The 21,528-nt window shown below is 61.4% G+C and carries 20 protein-coding genes; 14 read left to right on the forward strand and 6 right to left on the reverse strand.

Going from position 1 to position 21,528, the window contains the following annotated elements; genetic code table 11:
• Positions 1 to 377: 377 nt before the first annotated feature.
• Both J0663_RS02970 and ade read left to right on the forward strand, forming a co-directional pair.
• Complete coding sequence (locus tag J0663_RS02970; RefSeq protein WP_207242985.1) at positions 378 to 1,481, forward strand: branched-chain amino acid ABC transporter substrate-binding protein; 1,104 nt, start codon at positions 378 to 380, stop codon at positions 1,479 to 1,481.
• Between the two features lie 116 nt (positions 1,482 to 1,597).
• Entirely contained in the window at positions 1,598 to 3,295 is a 1,698-nt protein-coding gene (gene ade / locus J0663_RS02975) for an adenine deaminase (RefSeq protein WP_207242986.1), read from the forward strand.
• A 34-nt stretch (positions 3,296 to 3,329) separates the two neighbouring features.
• Here the strand turns inward: ade and bglA are convergent, their stop codons facing one another.
• On the reverse strand, positions 3,330 to 5,075 hold the full coding sequence (gene bglA / locus J0663_RS02980) for a beta-galactosidase BglA (RefSeq protein WP_207242987.1): 1,746 nt from the start codon (positions 5,073 to 5,075) through the stop codon (positions 3,330 to 3,332).
• Between the two features lie 286 nt (positions 5,076 to 5,361).
• Between bglA and J0663_RS02985 the strand changes: the two genes are divergently transcribed.
• From J0663_RS02985 to J0663_RS03015, 7 genes are all read left to right on the forward strand, one after another.
• Entirely contained in the window at positions 5,362 to 6,942 is a 1,581-nt protein-coding gene (locus J0663_RS02985) for a peptide ABC transporter substrate-binding protein (RefSeq protein WP_207242988.1), read from the forward strand.
• 48 nt (positions 6,943 to 6,990) lie between these two features.
• A complete protein-coding gene (locus J0663_RS02990; RefSeq protein ID WP_207242989.1) occupies positions 6,991 to 7,914 on the forward strand; it encodes an ABC transporter permease subunit in 924 nt (307 codons plus the stop codon).
• The gene (locus tag J0663_RS02995) at positions 7,911 to 8,828 is read left to right on the forward strand and encodes an ABC transporter permease (RefSeq protein WP_207242990.1); all 918 of its coding nucleotides are present in this window, start codon (positions 7,911 to 7,913) and stop codon (positions 8,826 to 8,828) included. Before J0663_RS02990 ends, J0663_RS02995 begins: the two co-directional genes overlap by 4 nt.
• Positions 8,829 to 9,830, forward strand: a complete 1,002-nt coding sequence (locus J0663_RS03000) for an ABC transporter ATP-binding protein (RefSeq protein WP_207242991.1) — start codon at positions 8,829 to 8,831, stop codon at positions 9,828 to 9,830.
• Positions 9,823 to 10,809, forward strand: coding sequence for an ABC transporter ATP-binding protein (locus J0663_RS03005; protein WP_207242992.1), 987 nt, complete (start codon positions 9,823 to 9,825; stop codon positions 10,807 to 10,809). Before J0663_RS03000 ends, J0663_RS03005 begins: the two co-directional genes overlap by 8 nt.
• Positions 10,810 to 10,972: 163 nt before the next feature.
• Positions 10,973 to 11,314: a hypothetical protein gene (locus tag J0663_RS03010; RefSeq protein WP_207242993.1), complete on the forward strand. Its 342-nt coding sequence runs from the start codon at positions 10,973 to 10,975 to the stop codon at positions 11,312 to 11,314.
• Between the two features lie 216 nt (positions 11,315 to 11,530).
• Positions 11,531 to 12,415, forward strand: a complete 885-nt coding sequence (locus J0663_RS03015; protein ID WP_246590392.1) for a sugar kinase — start codon at positions 11,531 to 11,533, stop codon at positions 12,413 to 12,415.
• A 79-nt stretch (positions 12,416 to 12,494) separates the two neighbouring features.
• Here the strand turns inward: J0663_RS03015 and gstI are convergent, their stop codons facing one another.
• Positions 12,495 to 12,686, reverse strand: a complete 192-nt coding sequence (gstI, locus tag J0663_RS03020; protein WP_207242995.1) for a glutamine synthetase translation inhibitor GstI — start codon at positions 12,684 to 12,686, stop codon at positions 12,495 to 12,497.
• Positions 12,687 to 12,802: 116 nt separating this feature from the next.
• On the opposite strand from gstI, the gene J0663_RS03025 reads away from it, so the two are divergent.
• The 3 genes from J0663_RS03025 (at position 12,803) to J0663_RS03035 (ending at position 15,578) form a co-directional block, all read left to right on the forward strand.
• Complete coding sequence (locus tag J0663_RS03025) at positions 12,803 to 13,108, forward strand: hypothetical protein (RefSeq protein WP_207242996.1); 306 nt, start codon at positions 12,803 to 12,805, stop codon at positions 13,106 to 13,108.
• Between the two features lie 10 nt (positions 13,109 to 13,118).
• Positions 13,119 to 14,159, forward strand: a complete 1,041-nt coding sequence (locus J0663_RS03030; protein WP_207242997.1) for a glutamine synthetase beta-grasp domain-containing protein — start codon at positions 13,119 to 13,121, stop codon at positions 14,157 to 14,159.
• A gap of 237 nt (positions 14,160 to 14,396) precedes the next feature.
• On the forward strand, positions 14,397 to 15,578 hold the full coding sequence (locus J0663_RS03035; RefSeq protein ID WP_207242998.1) for a glycosyltransferase family 4 protein: 1,182 nt from the start codon (positions 14,397 to 14,399) through the stop codon (positions 15,576 to 15,578).
• Here J0663_RS03035 and J0663_RS03040 read toward each other — a convergent pair whose 3' ends face one another.
• Entirely contained in the window at positions 15,579 to 16,598 is a 1,020-nt protein-coding gene (locus J0663_RS03040) for an alpha/beta hydrolase (protein ID WP_207242999.1), read from the reverse strand.
• 160 nt (positions 16,599 to 16,758) lie between these two features.
• Between J0663_RS03040 and J0663_RS03045 the strand changes: the two genes are divergently transcribed.
• Positions 16,759 to 17,196 (forward strand): MarR family winged helix-turn-helix transcriptional regulator, encoded by a 438-nt coding sequence (locus J0663_RS03045; protein ID WP_207243000.1) that lies wholly within the window; start codon positions 16,759 to 16,761, stop codon positions 17,194 to 17,196.
• 224 nt (positions 17,197 to 17,420) lie between these two features.
• On the opposite strand, the gene der is transcribed toward J0663_RS03045, so the two are convergent.
• From der to J0663_RS03060, 3 genes are all read right to left on the reverse strand, one after another.
• The gene (gene der / locus J0663_RS03050; RefSeq protein ID WP_207243001.1) at positions 17,421 to 18,842 is read right to left on the reverse strand and encodes a ribosome biogenesis GTPase Der; all 1,422 of its coding nucleotides are present in this window, start codon (positions 18,840 to 18,842) and stop codon (positions 17,421 to 17,423) included.
• Positions 18,843 to 18,858: 16 nt separating this feature from the next.
• The gene (locus tag J0663_RS03055) at positions 18,859 to 19,542 is read right to left on the reverse strand and encodes a tetratricopeptide repeat protein (protein WP_207243002.1); all 684 of its coding nucleotides are present in this window, start codon (positions 19,540 to 19,542) and stop codon (positions 18,859 to 18,861) included.
• Between the two features lie 103 nt (positions 19,543 to 19,645).
• Positions 19,646 to 20,230 carry an NnrU family protein gene (locus J0663_RS03060; protein WP_207243003.1) on the reverse strand — a complete coding sequence of 195 codons (585 nt, stop codon included), beginning with the start codon at positions 20,228 to 20,230 and terminating at the stop codon, positions 19,646 to 19,648.
• Between the two features lie 121 nt (positions 20,231 to 20,351).
• Here J0663_RS03060 and J0663_RS03065 point away from each other — a divergent pair, with 121 nt between their 5' ends.
• Positions 20,352 to 21,341, forward strand: coding sequence for a polysaccharide deacetylase family protein (locus J0663_RS03065; RefSeq protein ID WP_207243004.1), 990 nt, complete (start codon positions 20,352 to 20,354; stop codon positions 21,339 to 21,341).
• Positions 21,342 to 21,528: the final 187 nt, after the last annotated feature.

Consider the following 21,528-nt stretch of genomic DNA (forward strand, 5'->3'; position numbering starts at 1 on the left):
AATACTACCGCCATTGGCCGAACTAACGGTTAATGCGGAAGATAAAGACCACCTTGCGGTTATGATTTTCTTTGGACGCGTGTCGCGGCCTCGCGCCACTCCCGAAAATCACCAAAAAACGCAGAAAATGATCCTCTCGAACGGATTTGCGGCCGGATCGACCGAATTTTCCTTCTCTTTTGTTATGAACTTGCGCAATCTCGTCAAAATTTCTAAAAATCTCGCCATGAGCCCTCTCCGAGTCAAACATGGCCGGCGGGCTCGCTGATCGCACGGTTACCGATCGTCCTTGGCACGGCCCCTGAGGGCTGTGGAATGGTCGGGAAAGCCGGCGGCATCTTATCGCGGGTCGAGGACCCCATCCAAGGAGACACACAATGACCCTCAAGACATTGACGGCGACCCTCGTCGCGTCACTCGCCTTTGCGCCGCTTGCTCATGCCGATATCACCATCGGCCTGATCGCGCCGCTGACCGGCCCCGTTGCCGCCTATGGCGATCAGGTGAAGAACGGCGCTCAGACCGCCGTCGATGAGATCAACAAGAAAGGCGGGATTCTCGGCGAAAAGGTCGTCCTCGAACTGGCCGACGATGCCGGCGAACCGAAGCAGGGCGTTTCCGCCGCCAACAAGGTGGTCGGCGATGGCATCCGCTTCGTCGTCGGCCCAGTGACCTCAGGCGTTGCCATCCCCGTGTCGGACGTTTTGGCTGAAAACGGCGTGCTGATGGTCACCCCAACCGCGACCGCTCCCGACCTCACCAAGCGAGGCCTCACCAACGTGCTGCGGACTTGCGGCCGCGACGATCAGCAGGCCGAAGTCGCCGCCAAATATGTGCTGCAGAATTTCAAGGATAAGCGCATCGCCATCGTCAACGACAAGGGCGCTTACGGCAAGGGCCTCGCCGATGCCTTCAAGGCAACCTTGAACGCCGGCGGCGTCACCGAAGTCGTCAACGACGCGATCACGCCCGGCGACAAGGATTTCAGTGCGCTCACTACCCGCATCAAGTCCGAGAAGGTCGACATCGTCTATTTCGGCGGCTACCACCCGGAAGGCGGCCTGCTCGCCCGCCAGCTGCATGACCTCTCCGCCAATGCGAAGATCATCGGCGGCGACGGCCTCTCCAACACCGAATTCTGGGCGATCGGCACGGATGCGGCTGCAGGCACGCTGTTCACCAATGCTTCCGACGCCACCAAGAGCCCTGACTCCAAGTCGGCCGCCGATGCGCTCACCGCCAAGAACATCCCGGCCGAGGCCTTTACGCTCAACGCCTATGCCGCCGTTGAGGTTCTGAAAGCCGGCATCGAGAAGGCCGGCAGCGCCGAGGATGCGGAAGCCGTCGCCGCCGCGCTGAAGGGCGGGATGGAGATCCCGACCGCCATCGGCAAACTCACCTATGGCGAGACCGGCGACCTGACCTCGCAGAGCTTCTCGCTCTACAAGTGGGAAGACGGCAAGATCGTCGCTGCCGAATAAGTCAGGAATATAGAGACTGGGACGGGCGCCATAAGGCGCCCGCTTTCGTTTGTGGCATCGCATGTCGCCGCAGATCGGTTATAAGTTCCGGAATCGGTTGCAATGTGAGCCATGCCATGACCAACAGACTCGAACGTCTCATCGACCAGGGTGTGGGCCGCGTGCCTGCCGATATCGTGCTGAAGGGCGGCAGCTTCTTCGATCTTGTCACCGGCGAGGTCGTCCGCTCCGACATCGCCATCGGCGCTGACCGCATCGTGGGGACTTCCGGCGACTATGAGGGCGAGACCGAGATCGACATATCGGGCAGAACAGTCGTTCCCGGCTTCATCGATACGCATCTGCATATCGAATCCTCGCTGGTGACGCCGCATGAGTTCGACCGCTGCGTCCTGCCTTATGGCGTCACGACCGCCATCTGCGATCCGCATGAAATCGCCAATGTGCTCGGTACCGAAGGCATCGAATTCTTTCTCGAATCCGCGCTGGAGACGATCATGGATGTCCGCGTCCAGCTTTCCTCCTGCGTGCCGGCAACACATCTGGAAACCGCCGGCGCCGACCTGCCGATCGAGCGCCTCCTGCCCTTCCGCGACCATCCCAAAGTGATTGGCCTTGCCGAGTTCATGAATTTTCCCGGGGTGATTCATAAGGATTCCGTCTGCATGGCCAAGCTCGACGCCTTCCAGGGCGGCCATATCGACGGTCACGCACCGCTTCTGTCCGGCAACGACCTCAATGGTTACCTCTCGGCCGGCATCCGCACCGAGCACGAGTGCACAACCGCAGCCGAAGCGCTGGAAAAGATCCGCAAGGGCATGCATATCCTCGTGCGCGAAGGTTCGGTTTCCAAGGATCTCGCCGCGCTCATCCCGATCATCACCGAGCGGCTTTCACCCTACCTCGCACTCTGCACCGACGACCGCAATCCGCTCGATATCGCCGAACAGGGCCATCTCGATCATATGATCCGCACTGCGATCGCCAACGGCGTCGAACCCCTGGCAATCTACCGCGCCGCTTCGATCTCCGCCGCCCGCGCCTTCGGCCTTCGGGACCGCGGCCTGGTGGCGCCGGGCTGGCGCGCCGATCTTGTGGTTCTCGACAGCCTGGAAAATTGCCGCGCCGAGATGGTCTTTTCCGCCGGCCGCCGGGTGACCGATGCACTTTTTGCCACGCGCAGGCCGGTTGCCCCGATCGGCCTCGACAGCGTCAAGGCCAGACCCGTCAACGCCGCCCATTTCGGCGTTCCGGTCGCCGAGGGCGAAACATCGGTCATCGGCGTCATTCCGGGAAAGATCATCACCGAGCACCGCCGCTACCGCCTGCCGGTCAAGGGCAACGAGACGACGGTCGATCTTGCCAACGATATCATCAAGGTCGCCGTCATCGAGCGCCACGGCAAGAACGGTAATCATGCCAACGGCTTCGTCCAGGGATTCGGCCTGAAGAAGGGCGCGATCGCCTCCACCGTCGGCCATGACAGTCACAATATCTGCGTCGTCGGCGTCAACGAAGACGACATGGCGCGCGCGGCAAACCGCCTCGGCGAAATCAAGGGCGGCTTCGTCGTGGTGGAGGACGGCAAGGTCACCGGCGAAATTGCCCTGCCCGTCGCCGGTCTGATGAGCCTCGAACCTTATGAGACGGTTCGCGACACGCTGCACCATCTGCGCAAGGCCGCCTTCGCGCTCGGCGCCACGCTTGAAGAACCCTTCCTGCAGCTCGCCTTCCTGCCGCTGCCCGTAATCCCGCATTTGAAGATATCCGACCGCGGCATGGTCGACGTGGATAAGTTCGCGCTGATCGACTGACGACTCGCGCGGCGGCAGGTCGACAAGCCTCGAATTATCGCCAACCTTCCGGCAGTTCGTCGCCTTCGATCGGCTCGGCATCAGATACCTTGTCGAGCAGCTTCGACAGACCATCCCCGGTCGCGCCAACTGCCGAAACCCGAGCACAAAACGCATCCAGCGCCGCAAGCTTCACCGACCCTGAGCCCGCCACCGCCTCGAAGCCCGGAATCTCAAGCGGTTCCCCAAACGCCATGCCGTCAGGCAGGCGGAATTCCGCCGGTTTGCGCGTCAGGTTGAAGACGAAGAGCAGATTTTCTCCGTCCTTCTCGCGGGTAAAGGCGAGCAGGTCCTGGTTGGTGCCGATGAAGGTCATCTCGCCGTCGATCAGCGCCGGGTGGCTCTTTCGGAAAGCGAGCGTCCTGCGGTAGTGGTGCAGCACCGAGCTGTCGCTATGCTCCTGCGTATCCACGGAAAGCGCAGCCTGCTCGTAAGGCACCGGCAGCCAGCTCTTTTCGGCCGAAGTGAAACCCGCATGCGCCTTGCCGGCTTCCCAGGGCATCGGCGTGCGGCATCCGTCGCGGCCCTTGAAGGCGGGCCAGAAACGAATGCCGTAGGGATCGCGCAGATCCTCGAAGGCGAGCTCGGCCTCCGGCAGGCCGAGCTCTTCGCCCTGGTAGAGGCAGATCGAGCCACGCAGTGCCGCCAGCACGGAGATTGCGAGCTTGGCGATGACGGGGCGCTCCTCCTCGGTCAGCGCGAAGCGGCTGACATGGCGCATGACGTCGTGATTGGAGAAAGCCCAGCAGACCCAGCCGTCGGTGACTACCTTCTGGAAGGCTTCGACGCAGCCGCGAATATGCGCGGCGGTAAAATCCGATCCGAGCAGATCGAAGGTATAGCACATATGCAGCTTGTCATCGCCGCCTGTATAGGCGGCGACCGTCTTCAGCGAGCGCGCGCCGTCGCCGACTTCGCCGACCGTCGTGCGATCCTCATACTGGTCGAGCAGCGCCCGGAAGCGCTTGAGGAAGCCGATATTCTCCGGCTGCGTCTTGTCGTAGAGGTGGTTCTGCATGCCGTAAGGGTTGGTGTCCGGCGCATCGAGCCCTCCGTCACTGGTATCGGGTTCGTGCGGCGGATTGCTTCGAAGCTGCTTGTCGCAGAAATAGTAGTTGACCGTATCCAGCCGGAAGCCGTCGACGCCGCGGTCGAGCCAGAACTTCACCGTCTCCAGCACGGCATCCTGCACTTCATTGCTGTGAAAATTGAGGTCCGGCTGCGAGGTCAGGAAATTGTGCTGGTAATATTGCCGGCGCACGCCGTCCCATTCCCAGCCCGGCCCGCCGAAGATCGACAGCCAGTTGTTCGGCGCCGTGCCATCCGGCTTGGGATCGGCCCAGACATACCAGTCCGCCTTCGGATTGGTCCGGCTGGCCCGGCTCTCGACGAACCAGGGATGCCGGTCCGATGTATGGGAGATCACCTGGTCGATGATGACCTTGATGCCGAGCCTGTGCGCCTCGGCCATCATCTCGTCGAAATCGGCGAGCGTTCCGAAGATCGGGTCGACGTCGCAATAGTCGGAAACGTCATAGCCCATGTCGGCCATCGGCGACTTGAAGAAGGGCGAGAGCCAGATCGCATCGACACCGAGGCTGGCAATATGCGGCAGCCGACGGGTAATCCCCTTGAGGTCGCCGAGGCCGTCGCTGTTGGTGTCCTGAAATGAGCGCGGGTAGACCTGATAGATCACCGCGCCGCGCCACCAATCCGCATTCCCGCCTGCCTGCAATGCCATCGGCTACATCTCCTGCCTCGTTTGCGCCCGCCACACTAAAGCGGACGACGCAAAAGACAACCGCATGAAGCCGTTATGAAGGTGCGCGGAATACTCGCGAGGCACGGTCGTGATCGGACAAGGGGGAGACGCATATTGGCTTGTCCACAACCGGTTTCGACTCTCCGGATTTGGGGTTGCAACGCGATTCCTTTGCGATAAGGTGCGCTCTGACCTGCACGTAAGAGGTCGAATACCGGGAACAAATGTCTAATAAAGGCGCAAAGCCTAGAAAGGTGGACCCACCATGAACCAGTTCACGAAAAAATTTCTCGCCTCCGCAATGCTTGGCACTTTGCTGGCCTTTTCGGCGCACGCGGCCACGCTCAACATCCACAACGGCGGCGATCCGCAGTCGCTCGATCCGCAGAAACTTTCCGGCGACTGGGAGAACCGTATTGCCGGCGACATTTTCGAAGGTCTCGTCACCGAGGACACCCAGGACAATCCGATTCCCGGCCAGGCCGAAAGCTGGACGATTTCGCCTGACGGCAAGGTCTACACCTTCAAACTTCGCGACGGCATCAAGTGGTCCGATGGCCAGCCGGTAACGGCAGGAGACTTCGTCTTCGCCTTCCAGCGCCTCGTCGACCCCAAGAACGCCGCCGAATACGCCTATCTGCAGTTCACCATCAAGAATGCCGAGAAAATCAACAAGGGCGAAATCACCGATCTCAACCAGCTCGGCGTCAAGGCGATCGATGACAAGACGCTCGAAATCACTCTTGAGAACTCGACCCCCTATTTCATCAATGCCCTGATGCACTACACCGCTTATCCGCTGCCGAAACATGTTGTCGAGGCAAAGGGCCAGGACTGGGTCAAGATCGGCAACATCGTCACCAACGGCCCCTACAAGCCGGTCGAGTGGGTCCCCGGTTCACACGTCACGACAGTCAAAAACGATCAGTGGTACGGCACCAAGGACCTGAAGATCGACGGCGCCAAGTTCTTCGTCCTCGAGGATCAGGAAGCTGCACTGAAACGCTACCGCGCCGGCGAATTCGACATCCTCACCGACTTTCCGACCGACCAGTACGAGTGGATGAAGAAGAACCTGCCGGGCCAGGCGCATGTCGCGCCCTTCTCCGGCCTCTACTATTATGTCGTCAATTCGCAGAAACCGCCCTTCAGCGACAAGCGCGTTCGTCAGGCGCTGTCGATGGCGATCAATCGTGAAGTGATCGGTCCGCAGATCCTCGGCACCGGCGAATTGCCGGCCTATTCCTGGGTTCCGCCAGGCACGGCCAATTACGGCGAGCCGGCTTATGTCAGCTGGAAGGACCTGCCTTATAAGGACAAGGTCGCCGAAGCCAAGAAGCTGCTCGCCGACGCCGGCTTCGGCCCGGACAAGCCGCTCCATGCGGTCCTCAGCTACAACACCAACGACAACCACAAGCGCATTGCCGTCGCGATCGCCTCCATGTGGAAGCCGCTCGGCGTCGATGTCGAGCTCGTCAACGCCGAAACCAAGGTGCATTACGACCAGATGCAGCGTGGTCAGGTGGAAATCGGCCGTGCCGGCTGGCTTGCCGACTACAACGACCCGGACAACTTCCTGAACCTGCTGGTAACGGGCGTGCAGATGAACTACGGCCGCTGGTCCAATCCTGATTACGACAAGCTGATCAAGGAAGGCAACGCCGAGACGGACCTCAAGAAGCGCGCCGAAATCTTCAAGAAGGCCGAGCAGCTGGCGCTGGATGAATCCGCCGCCCTGCCGATCTACTATTATGTCTCGAAGAACGTCGTGTCGCCGAAAATCGAAGGCTTCGTCGACAACATTCAGGACATCCACCGCACCCGCTGGCTGTCGATAAAAGAGTAAGGGAAAACGGTCCTTTCCGCGCAGAGCGGGAAGGACCGGCCCACGACCATGATCAAATACGCCCTCCGTCGCCTTCTGTCGACGATCCCCGTCATGTGGATCGCCGTGACAGCCTCGTTTTTTGTTTTGCGCCTTGCCCCCGGCGGCCCTTTCGATGGCGAAAGGCCATTGCCGCCGGTGATCCTCAAGAATCTTGCCATCCACTACAATCTCGACAAGCCGCTGATCCAACAGTACCTGATCTATGTCGGCGACCTGCTCAGGGGCGATCTCGGCCCGTCCTTCGCCAGCGAGGATTTCACTGTCGCCCAGCAGATCATGATCGGCCTGCCCTACACCTTCACCATCGGCACCGCCGCCTTTCTGATAGCAATCATCGTCGGCGTCGCCGTCGGCTGTCTTGGCGCGCTCTACCAGAACAAGGCGCCCGACTATATTCTCGGCGCCCTCATCCTGGTGGGCGTTGTGCTGCCGAACTTCCTGATCGCACCGATCCTGCAGCTTGTCTTCGGCATTCATCTTGCCTGGTTTCCTGTCGGCGGCTGGGGTGACGGCTCGATCAAATTCCTGATCCTGCCGATCGTCGTGCTTGCCCTGCCGCATGCCGGCCGCATCTCGCGCATCACGCGCGGCTCGATGATCGAGGTGATGAACCAGAACTTCATCCGCACCGCCAAGGCCAAGGGCATCGGGCCGCGGCTGACGGTGATGCGCCACGCGCTGAAGCCTGCGCTGATGCCCGTCGTTTCCTATTTGGGCCCGGCGGCAAGCTATCTTCTCACCGGCTCGCTGGTTGTCGAAAGCATCTTCGGATTGCCCGGCATCGGCCGCTACTTCGTCAATGCGGCGCTGAACCGCGATTACGGCATGGTTCTCGGCACGGTCATCTTCTACATGGTGCTGATCGTGTTCCTGAACCTTCTGGTCGATATCGCCTATGCCTGGCTCGATCCGAAAGTGAGAAACCGATGATGCTCAACCCCGCAAAACGCGAACTGCTCGCCCAGGAGCTCCTGGAAGCGGAGGGTCTGGCGCCCGAAGGCCGCTCGCTCACCAGGGATGCGTTGCGCCGTCTCGGACGCAACAAGGCCGCGGTCCTCTCCATCGCCGTCCTGGCGCTGCTGATCCTTGCCGCCTTCCTCGGCCCCTGGATTATTCCTTTCAACTACGAAGACCCGGATTGGGCCGCCTTCCGCATCCCGCCGTCGATCGAAACCGGCCATTATTTCGGCACTGACCCGAATGGCCGCGACCTTCTTGCGCGTGTCCTCTACGGCACCCGCGTCTCGCTGGCTGTGGCGCTGACGGCAACCGTCGTTTCCGTCGTCATCGGCGTGCTCTATGGGGCAATCTCCGGCTATATCGGCGGCAGGCTGGATGCGATCATGATGCGTTTCGTCGATATCATGTATGCGCTTCCCTACATCCTCTTCGTCATCCTGCTGATGGTGATCTTCGGCCGCAACGTCTACCTGCTCTTCGCCGCGATCGGCGCACTGGAATGGCTGACCATGGCCCGTATCGTCCGCGGCCAGACGCTGTCGATCAAGCACCGCGAATTTATCGAGGCGGCGCGCGCATCCGGGCAGCGGCCGTTCAAGATCATCGTCAAACACATCATTCCGAACCTCGTCGGCCCGGTCGTCATCTTCGCAGCGCTGACCGTGCCCGAAATCATCGCCACGGAAAGCTTCCTCTCCTACCTCGGCTTCGGCGTGCAGGAACCGCTGACCTCGCTCGGCACGCTGATCGCCGAGGGGACCGACGCCATGGAAAGCATGCCCTGGCTGCTGATCTTCCCGGCCAGCTTCCTTGTGGCCCTGCTGCTCAGCCTGCTCTTCATTGGCGACGGCCTGCGCGACGCGTTCGACCCGAAGGATCGATAAATGCCCAAGGAAAAAGACATCCTCCTCGAACTCAAGGACTACTCGATCACCTTCGCAACGCCCGACGGCGAGGTGAAGGCGGTTTCCAACATGAACCTCACCGTCCGGCGCGGCGAGCGCATCGCCATCGTCGGCGAGTCCGGCTCCGGCAAGAGCCAGACCTTTCTCGGCCTCATGGGGCTGCTCGCCAAGAACGGTAGGACGACGGGACAGGCGCTGCTCGAAGGCAAGGACGTGCTGTCGCTGAAACCGCGCGACCTCGACCACATCCGCGGCAAGGATATGGCAATGGTCTTCCAGGACCCGATGACCGCGCTCAATCCGTCGCTGAAGATTTCAAGGCAGCTGACCGAACAGCTCGAGGTCCACCGCGGCCTGACGGCCCGCGCCGCATCGGACGCTGCCCTCGACATGCTGAAGCGCGTCGGAATCCCCGACCCGACGCGGCGCTTCCATCTCTATCCGCACGAACTCTCCGGCGGCATGCGCCAGCGCATCGTCATTGCCATGGCGCTGCTCACCAAGCCGAAGCTCCTCATCGCCGACGAGCCGACGACCGCACTCGATGTCACCATCCAGGCACAGATCCTCGATCTCTTCAACGACCTGACGGCGGAGATGAACACGGCGCTCATTATGATCACCCACGATCTCGGCGTCGTCGCCGGCCTCGCCGAGCGTGTCGCCGTCATGTATGCCGGCCGCATCGTCGAGGAGGCGCCGGTCGACGAACTCTTCGACAATCCGGCTCACCCCTATACGGCGGCGCTGCATGCCTCGATCCCGCGCCCGGACCAGGACGTCGACGACCTCGTCGTCATTCCCGGGCGCCCGCCGAACCTGCAGCACCTGCCGAAAGGCTGCAATTTCTCGCCACGCTGTTCGCAGGTCCAGGACGATTGCATCGACCGCCCGCCGGCGCTGGAAACGCTGGCACCGCGCCACTGTGCCGCCTGCTACCATCCCTTCCCGCGTCGTGAGGAGTTGCTGAACCATGGCTGACCGATCGCTTCTGAGGGTCGAAAACCTGACGACCCAGTTCGAACTGCCGGCGAAAGGCTTCTTCAAGCCGCCGGTCTTCCTCACCGCCGTCAACAATGTGAGCTTCGACCTCGCGGAAGGCCGTACGCTCGGCGTCGTCGGCGAGTCCGGCTGCGGCAAGTCCACGCTCGGCCGCTCCATCCTGCGGCTGTTGAAATCGCAGAAGGGCCGCATCCTCTGGCAGGGCCGCAACCTTCTCGACCTCACTGAGGAGGAGATGCGCGCCGCGCGGCGCGACATGCAGATCATCTTCCAGGATCCGATCGCCTCGCTCGACCCGCGCATGACCGTTGGAGACATCATCGCCGAACCGCTCACCGTCTTCGAGCCAAAGCTTTCGAAAGCCCAGCGGCTGGAGCGCGTCCGCGAGATTATGGCCGCCGTCGGCCTGGTGCCCGAAATGATCAACCGCTATCCGCATGAGTTCTCCGGCGGCCAGGCGCAGCGCATCGGCATTGCCCGCGCCGTCATCACCCGGCCGAAGCTCATCATCTGCGACGAGCCGGTTTCGGCCCTCGACGTCTCCATCCAGGGCCAGGTCATCACGCTTCTGCGCAAGCTGCGCAAGGAATTCGGCCTGACGCTGATCTTCATCAGCCACGACCTCTCCGTCGTGCGCCTGATCTCGGACGATGTGCTGGTGCTCTATCTCGGCCGCGTGGTGGAATCGGGCGATTGCGCAACCGTCTTCGATCATCCAGCCCACCCCTATACGCAGGCGCTGTTTTCCGCAGCCCCCATCCCGGACCCGAAGCTCGCGCGCCTGCGCACCCGCATCCGCCTGCAGGGTGATCCGCCCTCGCCGCTCAATCCGCCGAAAGGCTGCGTCTTCTCGCCGCGATGTTGGAAGGCGACCGATATCTGCCGCACCGAAATGCCGCCGACCGAGGAAGTCCGCCCCGGCCAGAAGGCAGCCTGCTATCATATGGACAGGCCATGAACGAAACGACGGCCGCATGAAGCGGCCTTCGCCCCTCTCCCACGGCCCAGCATCGTCAAGATTCAGCAGACTTATTTCGGAATCCAAAGTGCAAGATAAGAAAGCCTTAGATGAGTATGTGCTATTCCGGTTCCGCCTAATCATGGGCCTGGGGAACGCATACATGAAATCAAAACTATTGGGATCTATCGCGCTCGCAGCCGCGATCGTCTCTGCCTTCGCCGTGCCGTCGCATGCCGAAGATCTGAAATTCCAACTCACCAACGGCACCAGCTCCGTGCTGACCCGCTTCTACAGCTCGCCGGCGGGCGTCGATAGCTGGGAAGAAGACGTATTCGGCGAGAACGTCCTCAATCCGGGCGAAACCGCGAACATCACCATCGCCGATGGCCGCACCGTCTGCAAATACGACATGCGTTTCGAATTCGACGAAAACTCGAACCTCGACACGACGGAAGATACGCAGGATCTATGCGAGCTCGGCAGCTACACCATCCACGAATAAACATCCTCCGCCGCGCCCGCCTTCGCTCGAAGGCGGGCTTTTCATTTCTTGTCGGATCGGCGCTCGCAACATCGGCGCTTGTCACTCCGCCCGGCTCCGCGTATCAGCGGATAAAGCGTCCATTCAAAGTAAATAGAGCGTCCTGTTTGATCAACGGCGCTCCGATGCCGGGAGGATCAGGTGAGCGCAAGACGGTTTCTGTCGATCGGTGAATGCATGGTGGAGCTCTCTCAGGCCGGCGACGGCCTGCTGCGCAAGGGCTTTGCCGGCGATACCTTCAACACCGCCTGGTATGCGCGTGCCTGCCTCGGCTCCGATTGGTCGGTCGATTATTTCACCGCGCTCGGCGACGACGCCATGTCGGACGAGATGGCCGCCTTCATCGCCAAGGCGGGAATCGGCACGAGCCTCATCCGCCGCATCAAGGGCAAGACCCCCGGTCTGTACATGATCAACCTCAAGGACGGCGAACGCTCCTTCAGCTACTGGCGCGACAGTTCGGCCGCCCGCTGCCTCGCAGCCGATCCCGACCGGCTGCGCGAGGCGGTGGAAAGCGCCGACCTCATCTATTTCTCCGGCATCACCCTTGCCATCCTGCCGCCGGAGGATGCCGCGACGCTGCTTGCGGAGGTCCGCCGCGCCAAGGCGGCCGGGAAACTCGTGGTATTCGATCCGAACATCCGCCCTCGCCTATGGTCCAGCTACGATGTCATGCACGCGACGATCAGTGAGGGCGCTCGCTCTTCCGTGCTTGTCATGCCGAGCTTCGACGATGAGGCCGCCCATTTCGGCGACGATTCCATCGAGGCGACGATCCATCGCTATCGCGCGCTCGGCGCTCTCCATATCGTCGTCAAGAATGGCGCGGATGGCGTCAGCTTGAATTTCGCCGGCGAGGAGACCTTCGTTCCGGCCGAAAAAGTCGAGACGGTCGTCGATACCACCAGTGCTGGCGACAGTTTCAACGGTGCCTTTCTCGCATCCTATCTGGAAACAGGGGACGCAACGGCCGCCGCCCGCTTCGCCGCACGCGTCGCAGCCCGGGTGGTCAGTGAACACGGCGCTTTGGTCGTAAAGGAAAAGCTCGGTTTGGGCGATTGAGCCCCGCGCACGACGATATAACAAGACGCCATGCGGAGGGGCCTTACGGCATTTCCGCTCCCCAGGAGTGAAACAGAAGTCAGGATTTCGTCGGCCGATCGGCCTCGCGAACCGCCTCGTCATGATACCAGCAGCTGTCGAGGGCCGAATCGCAGATTTCGGCTGCCTCACGCTCCATCACTCGGGTGCGTTCGAACCGGCTGGCGGCCCGCAACGGCCTGACGGGAAACTGGTAGATCGTTGCGGATTCACGATGGAAACCGGTGGGCATCAGATCGCCTCCATTCAGCTCGCGCATCAACATTTGGCAGCAAAACCATAGCATGATGCACATGGTTTATGCAAATCGCATAAAATATAAGCACAACCACCATGTGATTGATCGGTATGCTGTTTACGCCAGAAGCTTCCGCCTATTTGTTCAACACTTCAGCACCTCCACTTAACGCCCAAATTTTCATCCGGTTCCAAGGCAGGAAATCTCTTTATCCTGCTGATGAATCAGCCTTCGGCCGCGCCAGCCGGGCTCCTTTCAAGGAAAACAAAAGTGCCGATGGCCGGCTGATTCCAGATTTTTCGCTCGTCGGCAATCAAACTGGCACGCTACGTGCTTCGATAGGTGCATCCCCTGGCGGTCGGATGCGTTCACGCGTCGAGATCGTCTCCGGATTTGCTCACCTTCGTAGCATTTGAGAGAGTCACGATGACAAAATATAAGCTCGAGTATATTTGGCTCGATGGGTACACTCCGGTACCGAACCTGCGTGGCAAGACGCAGATCAAGGAATTTGACGCCTTCCCCACGCTGGAACAGCTTCCGCTCTGGGGCTTCGATGGTTCGTCGACGATGCAGGCCGAAGGCCGCAGCTCCGATTGCGTGCTGAAGCCCGTCGCCATCTATCCCGACCCGGCCCGCACCAACGGCGTGCTCGTCATGTGCGAAGTCATGATGCCCGATGGCGTCACCCCGCACCCGAGCAACGCTCGTGCGACCATCCTCGACGATGAAGATGCGTGGTTCGGCTTCGAGCAGGAATATTTCTTCTACCAGAACGGCCGTCCGCTCGGCTTTCCCGAGCAGGGCTACCCGGCTCCGCAGGGCCCCTACTACACCGGCGTCGGCTATTCGAACGTTGGCGACGTCGCCCGCGAAATCGTCGAAGAACATCTCGATCTCTGCCTCGCTGCCGGCATCAACCACGAAGGCATCAATGCCGAAGTGGCCAAGGGCCAGTGGGAATTCCAGATTTTCGGCAAGGGCTCCAAGAAGGCCGCCGACCAGATCTGGATGGCACGCTATCTGCTGCAGCGCCTGACCGAAAAATACGGCATCGACATCGAGTATCACTGCAAGCCGCTCGGCGATACCGACTGGAACGGTTCGGGCATGCATTGCAACTTCTCGACCAAGTACATGCGCGAAGTCGGCGGCAAGGCCTATTTCGAAGCGCTGATGGCGCAGTTCGAAAAGAACCTGATGGACCACATCAATGTCTACGGTCCTGACAACGACAAGCGCCTGACCGGCAAGCACGAGACGGCTCCGTGGAACAAGTTCTCCTACGGCGTTGCCGACCGTGGGGCCTCGATCCGCGTTCCCCACTCCTTCATCAAGAACGACTACAAGGGCTATCTGGAAGATCGCCGCCCGAATTCGCAGGGCTGCCCCTACCAGATCGCTTCGCAGGTTCTGAAGACGATTTCGGAAGTTCCGCTCGCCGGTTCCTCTTCCGCTGCCGCCTAACCTCCCAAGCGGCGCCGGTCCTCGACCGGCGCCGTCATTCTTTCTCCCTGGATATCAGATCGGCCGCTGACATATTCGCGGTGATCGAGCCGCTAAGAGCCTGAAAATGCTGGCATGCGGCTGTAATATTTCCATCATGGTCATGCCTCAAAATAAGCAAGCGGGAATCGCCGTTCCGGAACCCCGCTTTGGGGTTGAGCGTTGACAGATCACTGCAACGCGGATGGAAATCGCGACATGCTGCAACGTCCGGCAAACACTTACAGCGGCGAGAGCTGGGCCAATGCCGCCTCCGCCTGCAAACTGCCGGAACGGCTGGTGATCGTCACCGATGCCTGGCATCCGCAGGTCAATGGCGTGGTGCGCTCGATCGAGAACACCAATCGCGAGCTGGCGAAGATGGGCGTCGAGGTTGCGATGGTGACGCCGGAGCGCTTCAACAGCATCCCCTGCCCCACCTATCCCGAGATCCGCCTGTCGATCGCCAGTTATCGCCGCATCGCCCGCGAGATCGCAAAGCACAATCCCTCCTACGTGCATATCGCCACCGAAGGGCCGCTCGGACTGACCGCCCGCCGCTGGTGCCTGAAGAACCGCATGCCGTTTTCGACGAGCTACCACACCCGCTTCCCGGAATATGTCGCAGCCCGCCTGCCGATCCCCAAGAGCTGGCTCTATTCCTTCGTCCGCTGGTTCCACAATGGCGGCGCCGGCTGCATGGTGGCGACACCGAGCCTTGCGCGTGAACTGTCGGAAAAAGGCATCCGCAATCTCATGCCCTGGAGCCGCGGCATCGACGCCACCCAGTTCCGCCCGATGGCGCTCGAGGAAAAACCGTTCGGCCTGTCGCGCCCGATCTTCATGACCGTCGGCCGCGTGGCGCTGGAAAAGAACCTGCCGGCCTTCCTCGATCTCGATCTGCCGGGCTCGAAGGTCGTCGTTGGCGACGGGCCGGCCCGCGCCGAGCTCGAAAAGCAATATCCCGATGTTTTTTTCGCCGGCGTGAAGTTCGGCGAGGAGCTGGCCCAAGCCTATGCCCAGGCCGACGTCTTCGTCTTCCCCTCGCTCACCGACACTTTCGGCAACACCATCCTGGAAGCGCTGGCCTCAGGCGTGCCGGTCGCCGCCTATCCGGTCACCGGCCCGCTCGACATCATCGGCGAGGACAACGAGGTCGGCGCGCTTGATAGGGATCTGCGCGCCGCCTGCCTTGCCGCCCTCTCCGCTTCACGGGAGAAGGCGCATGCGCTTGCCATGCAATATTCCTGGGAAGCGGCGACGTTGCAGTTCATCAACAACATCCGCGCCGCCAACGGCGTGATCACGCCGAAATGGAAGAAGGCCTGGCAATTCGCCAAGTCGCTTCCGAGAAGCAGAAAGCCCGGCGAAACCGCCGGGCCTCTCCCTTCCGGAGACTGATCAATCCTTCTGGTGCAGGGCGCTGCGAAGCGTATCGTTCGCGACCGCAATCGCGCTGCGGACGGCCGGCGTTTCGGTAATCGCGTTCAGCAGCACGAAATCGTGGATCGTGCCGTTGTAGCGGATCGAGGTGACCTTGACGCCGGCCTGGCTGAGCTTGCGGCCGTAGGCTTCGCCCTCATCGCGCAGCACATCGTTTTCATCGGTGATGATAAGAGCCGGCGGCAGACCGTTGAGCTGCTCGAGCGATGCCTGCAGCGGCGAAGCTGTCGGCTCCTTGCGCTTGGCTTGGTCGGGCAGATAGGCGTTCCAGAACCACTTCATCGCTTCCTTCGTCAGCCACGGGCCATTGGCAAACTCGTTATAGGAACCATTGTCGAAATTCGCGTCGGTGACAGGGTAGAACAGCACCTGCTGGTCGATGGCAGGGCCGCCGCGCTCCTTGGCAAGCAGCGTCACCACCGCCGCCATATTGCCGCCGACGCTGTCACCCGCAACCGCGAGCCTGCTGGCGTCGACATTGAATTCCTTGGCATGTTCGGCGACATATTTGGTCGCGGCATAGGCCTGCTCGATGGCGACGGGATAACGAGCCTCAGGCGAGCGCTCATAATCGACGAAGACGACGGCGGCATCGGCGCCGTTGGCCATCTCGCGCACCAGCCGGTCATGTGTATCGGCATCGCCGAGCACCCAGCCGCCGCCATGGAAATAGAGAATGACCGGCAGCGTGCCCTTGGCATGTTCCGGGCGGACGATGCGCAGCTTGATGCTATCAGTCGGGCCTGCCTTGATGACTTTGTTCTCTTCCTGCGCGGCAAGCTTCTTCACCTCGCCCTTCTGCGCGCCGGCCAGAACATTGCGGGCATCGGCCGGCGACAGCGTATAGATCGGCTTGCCGCCGGCAAGGCTATCTATGAATTTCTGCGTTGTCGGTTCCAGTACCGGATCGGCCAGCGCGCCGATGGCGGAAGCTGCCAGGAGTGCTGCTGCGGAAACTGCGGTCTTGATGGTCGACATTGTCTTGTCCTCTCGGTTTCGGTGTCCATCGTGAACACAGCATTTGTATCGCGCACGATTATTTGTTGAACAATTCAAATCTCTGCATATCTGCCATGCATGAAAATCGCTTCCTATTATTTATCGCACGATATAATTTCAATCAGTTCTGGAGATGACCATGCAGGATCAGCTGAAGCTCGACGATTTCATCTGCTTCGCCGTCTATACGGCAAGCCACGCTCTGAAGCGCGTCTACAAGCCGCTTCTCGACACGCTCGGCCTCACCTACCCGCAATATCTCGCCATGGTCGCGCTGTGGGGCGAGGACGGGCAGACCGTCGGCGGCCTCGGCGAGAAGCTTTTCCTGGAATCGAGCACGCTGACTCCGCTGCTGAAACGCCTGGAAACCGCTGGTTATGTCAGACGCGAACGCAGCAAGGAGGACGAACGCGTCGTCGTGCTTCGGCTGACGGAGGAGGGCAAGCGCCTCAAGGAAAAAGCGCTCGCCATCCCCGACTGCATCGCCGCCGCCAGTGGTCGCGATGCAGTCGACCTCACCCGCCTTCAGGCTGAGATCGTGGCGTTGCGTGAGGCGCTGAATGGAAGCGTGGCTTAGGCGCTGAACAGCAGATGGCTGTCACAAAGTTTGTGACACCCCTCTGCCCTGCCGGGCATCTCCCCCTCAAGGGTGGAGATTGGGTGGGCGCACCCGCTCGTTTCAACATCAATGGTCTGGTGAGATTCCATCCGCGAGTCGATCTCCCCCCTTGTGGGGGAGATGTCCGGCAGGAACAGAGGGGGTGCCGAGCAAAGCAACGCCAGTCAGCGACGTCCAGCCCCCTATGTCCGCCTCTTCTTCGACTCGTAAGGATTATCAGGCGAGCGGAAATGGATACGGATCGGCACGCTCGGCATGTCGAAATCGGCGCGCAACCCATTGATCAGATAGCGTGTATAGGATTCGGGCAGCGCATCCGAGCGGGTGCACGAAATCATGAAGGCTGGCGGGCGGGCCTTCACCTGCGTCATGTATTTCAGCTTGATCCGGCGGCCGGAAACGGCCGGTGGCGGATGCTGGATCTGCTGCGTCTCCAGCCAGCGATTGAGCCGCGCCGTCGAGATGCGCTTGTTCCAGACCCTGTCGGTATCGATGATCGACTGCATCAGCTTGTCGAGCCCCCAGCCGGTCTGGCCGGAGATCGGCACGGCGCGAATGCCCCGCGCCTGCGGCAGCAACCGGTCAGTCTTTTCGCGCAGGTCGGCAAGCACCGCCTGACGGTCCTCGATCATGTCCCATTTGTTGAAGGCAAGCACCGCCGCACGGCCCTCGCGCAGCACCAGGTCGACGATCTGCAGGTCCTGCTTCTCGAACGGGATCGTCGCATCGAAGACGATGACGACGGTCTCGGCAAAACGGATGGCGCGCAGAGCATCGGCGACCGAAAGCTTCTCCAGTTTCTCGGTCACCCGCGCCTTGCGGCGCATGCCGGCGGTGTCGAACATCTTGATGGTGCGGCCGCGCCAGTCCCATTCGACCGAGATGGAATCGCGGGTAATGCCTGCCTCAGGCCCGGTCAAGAGCCGGTCCTCTCCGAGGAAGCGGTTTATCAGCGTCGACTTGCCGGCGTTGGGACGGCCGACGATCGCCACCCTCAGCGGCTTGGTTTCGTCATAGACGGGCTCTTCGTCCTCGTCCTCACCCTCATCCGAGGTCTGCGGAATATCGACGTCGGTGACGGCAACATCGTCCTTGGCGTAGGCCCGGTCCTTGCCGATCGCCTCGACAATCGCGTCGCGCAGATCGAGCATGCCTTGCCCGTGCTCGGCCGAGATCGGCGTCGGCTCGCCGAGGCCGAGCGTATAGGCGTCGTAGAAACCGCTGTCGGAGCCCCGCGCTTCGGATTTATTGGCAACGAGCACCACCGGCTTGCCGCGCCGACGCAACATTTCGGCAAGCGCGGTATCGACGGGCGTCAGGCCGTTCTTGGCGTCGACGACGAAAAGCGACAAATCAGCCTCGTCAATCGCCGCTTCCGTCTGGGCGCGCATCCGACCCTGCAGGCTTTCCTCGTCGGCTTCTTCCAGACCGGCCGTGTCGATGATCGTAAAGGTCAGGCCCATCAGCCGCGCTTCACCCGGCCGGCGGTCGCGCGTCACGCCGGGCGTGTCGTCGACGAGCGCAAGCTTCTTGCCCACCAGGCGGTTGAAAAGCGTCGACTTACCGACATTCGGACGACCGACGATGGCGACCGTGAAACTCATTCTTTTTCCTTAAAACTCAGCCCTGCGCGGCGGGCGCCTTGCCGGATGCGGTGATGAGATCAAGCATCATCTGGGCGCGATTGGCAACGGGGCGCAGGCTGTCAGTGTCATCGATAATCGATTGGAACCATTGCCGCGCCTGCGCCATGTTGCCGGCCTTGTAGGCGGCCAAGCCGAGTGCTTCGCGGGCCGAATGGCGGAAGGCGTTTCCCGGCACAGCCATTTCCTCGATTGCGGCCGAAACCTGCTCATAAGAGCCGTTCTCGATCAACAGCCAGCCGGCGCGCATTTTTGCGGCATCGCGCACGGCAGCAGGAACGCCGTTGTCCTTACCAATCTCGTTGAAGGCGGCGATCGCCGCGCCGGCGTCACCCTTCTGCGCCTGTACCGTCGCGGCCCGCATGCGCGCCAGCACCGGATAGGCGCCGTGCCCTTCCTTCTCCAGCTTGTCGAGCGCGGCCAGCGCCTCGTCGTTCTTGTTCTCATCGGCAAGCTTCATCGCCGCCAGGAACTGATCGCCGGCGCCGGAGGAGCGGGTATCGTCCCAGTATTCGAAGAGCACCTTGCCGGCGGTGCCGACGACGATCAGGATGGCAACGACGATGATATAGCGGCCGAACCGGCGCCAGGCGCCCTTCATCTGGTCGGACCGCAGTTCCTCATTGACTTCACGGATGAAGCTGTCGTCATTGAATGCCATTCTCGTCTCCGGCCGCGGCAATAGCTATAGGCTGTGCAAAACGCACGTTGCCGGGCCTTCTACCCGATTTTGCCGCCGTTGTAAGGGGGATATCAAAGAATCGTCACACGACGAGCGGCGAAACGCCGATCAACCACTCGTGCAGCTTCCAGATGATCAGCGCCCAGGCAACGATGCCGATGACGGCGGCATAGAGGTCGTACTTGGCCGAGACGAAGGGGCGGAGCGTGGTATCGCCCGCTCGCTCGCGGCGCTTGAGCGAAATGCGGACGATCACCCCCCAGGCGAGAAAAGCGCCAAACAGCAGAACCGATGACGTCTCGCCATTGGCGAGCAGATGCGCCAGCGCCCAGATCTTTACCGACAGTACCATCGGATGCTTGGTTTTCGTCGCGATATGCCCCGCCGGCAGCAGCGATGCGACGAGACAGATCATCGCGATCAGCATCAGCGTGATGGCGATATGCGCCGTCCAGACCGGTGGATTGTAAAGCATGCCGGTCACGCCACGCGCCTGCCCGAATCCGTAGATCAAGAGGACGAGCGTGAGAATGCTGGCAATCGAATAGCCGGCCCGCCAGCCCCTCTCGCCGAGGCTTGCGATCATCGAGCGACGGAAATCGGGGGCGACTACCCGCACCAGATGCACCCCGAGAAAAAGTATGATTCCGACGATAAGCAGCGTCATTGCGCATCCCTTCCGTGCCGTTTCTCATGGCTTAGAGCCTGGCGGGAAAAAATACCAGCAGGACCGCAGCTTCGCCGCAATTCTATCGGAGGGAAACCGCGAACAAATTGTCGCGGTGCCTATGTCTCGTCCTATTCTCGCCACCTGTCTGGCTGCTTCCCTCATTCTTCCTGCGACGGCAACAGCAGCCGACAGGCCGAAGCAGCTCGTCATCATCTCCTTCGACGGCGCCCACGACAATGCGCTCTGGCTGAAGAGCCGCGAGATGGCGGCGAAGAATGGCGCTCATTTCACCTATTTCCTCTCCTGCACCTTTCTGATGAACGAGGCGGCGAAGAAGGCCTACCAAGCGCCGCATCAGAAACGCGGAAAATCCAATGTCGGTTTTGCCCAGAGCGATGACGAGGTTCGCGAACGCCTCGGCAATATCTGGCATGCCCATCTCGAAGGTCACGACATATCGAGCCATGCCTGCGGCCATTTCGACGGGCGGCAATGGAGCGAAGCCGACTGGTCGGCCGAATACGCAACCTTTCACGCCACGTTGAAGAATGCCTGGAAGAGCGTCGGCCTCGAGGAACCCGCCGGCTGGCAGGATCTGGTCGATCACGGCATCAAGGGCTTTCGCGCCCCCTATCTCTCCGCGACGGCGGGCGCCGACATGATCACCGCCGAGAAGAAGGCGGGCTTCACCTATGACGCGAGCCTCGTCACCAAAGGCCCGGCCATGCCTGTCGAGGAAGACGGCATGATCCGCTTCGGCCTTCCCCTGATCCCGGAAGGCCCGAACGACAAGCCGATCATCGGCATGGACTACAACCTCTTCGTCCGCCATTCCAAGGGTGAGGAAGACAGCGCGGATTCGAAGGAGTTCGAGGACCGCGCCTACGCCGCCTTCTCCAGGGCCTTCGACCGCCAGTATGACGGCAACCGCATCCCCCTCCAGCTCGGCTTCCACTTCGTCGAAATGAACGGCGGCGCCTATTGGCGCGCCCTGAACCGCCTGGTCGGCGACGTCTGCCACCGGGCGGAGGTGGCCTGCGTCAGCTATTCGGAAGCGATCCCGATGATCGAGGGACGCGGGAAGCTGGAGCGGACGTCGGGGCTCTGACCGGGCTTTGGAATGAGGGGCGGTGCCGTGTGGCCCCCTCATCCGCCTGCCGGCACCTTCTCCCCGCTGGGGAGAAGAGGAAACGAGACGTTGCCGCAAGTCTCTTCTCCCCATCGGGGAGAAGGTGCCGGCAGGCGGATGAGGGGGCCACATGCACCCCGCGTATTGAATTCACCGCCTACCGTTC

Source organism: Rhizobium lentis, assembly GCF_017352135.1.
Lineage (GTDB): Bacteria > Pseudomonadota > Alphaproteobacteria > Rhizobiales > Rhizobiaceae > Rhizobium > Rhizobium lentis.

Coding starts and splice junctions, on each gene's coding strand:
- J0663_RS02990 (WP_207242989.1), top strand. CDS start 6,991: ATGATCAAATACGCCCTCCGTCGCCTTCTGTCGACGATCCCCGTCATG.
- J0663_RS03030 (WP_207242997.1), top strand. CDS start 13,119: ATGACAAAATATAAGCTCGAGTATATTTGGCTCGATGGGTACACTCCG.
- J0663_RS03045 (WP_207243000.1), top strand. CDS start 16,759: ATGCAGGATCAGCTGAAGCTCGACGATTTCATCTGCTTCGCCGTCTAT.
- J0663_RS03040 (WP_207242999.1), bottom strand. CDS start 16,598: ATGTCGACCATCAAGACCGCAGTTTCCGCAGCAGCACTCCTGGCAGCT.
- J0663_RS03025 (WP_207242996.1), top strand. CDS start 12,803: ATGCTGTTTACGCCAGAAGCTTCCGCCTATTTGTTCAACACTTCAGCA.
- J0663_RS02985 (WP_207242988.1), top strand. CDS start 5,362: ATGAACCAGTTCACGAAAAAATTTCTCGCCTCCGCAATGCTTGGCACT.
- J0663_RS02995 (WP_207242990.1), top strand. CDS start 7,911: ATGATGCTCAACCCCGCAAAACGCGAACTGCTCGCCCAGGAGCTCCTG.
- J0663_RS02970 (WP_207242985.1), top strand. CDS start 378: ATGACCCTCAAGACATTGACGGCGACCCTCGTCGCGTCACTCGCCTTT.
- J0663_RS03015 (WP_246590392.1), top strand. CDS start 11,531: ATGGTGGAGCTCTCTCAGGCCGGCGACGGCCTGCTGCGCAAGGGCTTT.
- gstI (WP_207242995.1), bottom strand. CDS start 12,686: ATGCCCACCGGTTTCCATCGTGAATCCGCAACGATCTACCAGTTTCCC.
- J0663_RS03055 (WP_207243002.1), bottom strand. CDS start 19,542: ATGGCATTCAATGACGACAGCTTCATCCGTGAAGTCAATGAGGAACTG.
- J0663_RS03000 (WP_207242991.1), top strand. CDS start 8,829: ATGCCCAAGGAAAAAGACATCCTCCTCGAACTCAAGGACTACTCGATC.
- ade (WP_207242986.1), top strand. CDS start 1,598: ATGACCAACAGACTCGAACGTCTCATCGACCAGGGTGTGGGCCGCGTG.
- J0663_RS03065 (WP_207243004.1), top strand. CDS start 20,352: ATGTCTCGTCCTATTCTCGCCACCTGTCTGGCTGCTTCCCTCATTCTT.
- bglA (WP_207242987.1), bottom strand. CDS start 5,075: ATGGCATTGCAGGCAGGCGGGAATGCGGATTGGTGGCGCGGCGCGGTG.
- J0663_RS03005 (WP_207242992.1), top strand. CDS start 9,823: ATGGCTGACCGATCGCTTCTGAGGGTCGAAAACCTGACGACCCAGTTC.
- J0663_RS03035 (WP_207242998.1), top strand. CDS start 14,397: ATGCTGCAACGTCCGGCAAACACTTACAGCGGCGAGAGCTGGGCCAAT.
- der (WP_207243001.1), bottom strand. CDS start 18,842: ATGAGTTTCACGGTCGCCATCGTCGGTCGTCCGAATGTCGGTAAGTCG.
- J0663_RS03010 (WP_207242993.1), top strand. CDS start 10,973: ATGAAATCAAAACTATTGGGATCTATCGCGCTCGCAGCCGCGATCGTC.
- J0663_RS03060 (WP_207243003.1), bottom strand. CDS start 20,230: ATGACGCTGCTTATCGTCGGAATCATACTTTTTCTCGGGGTGCATCTG.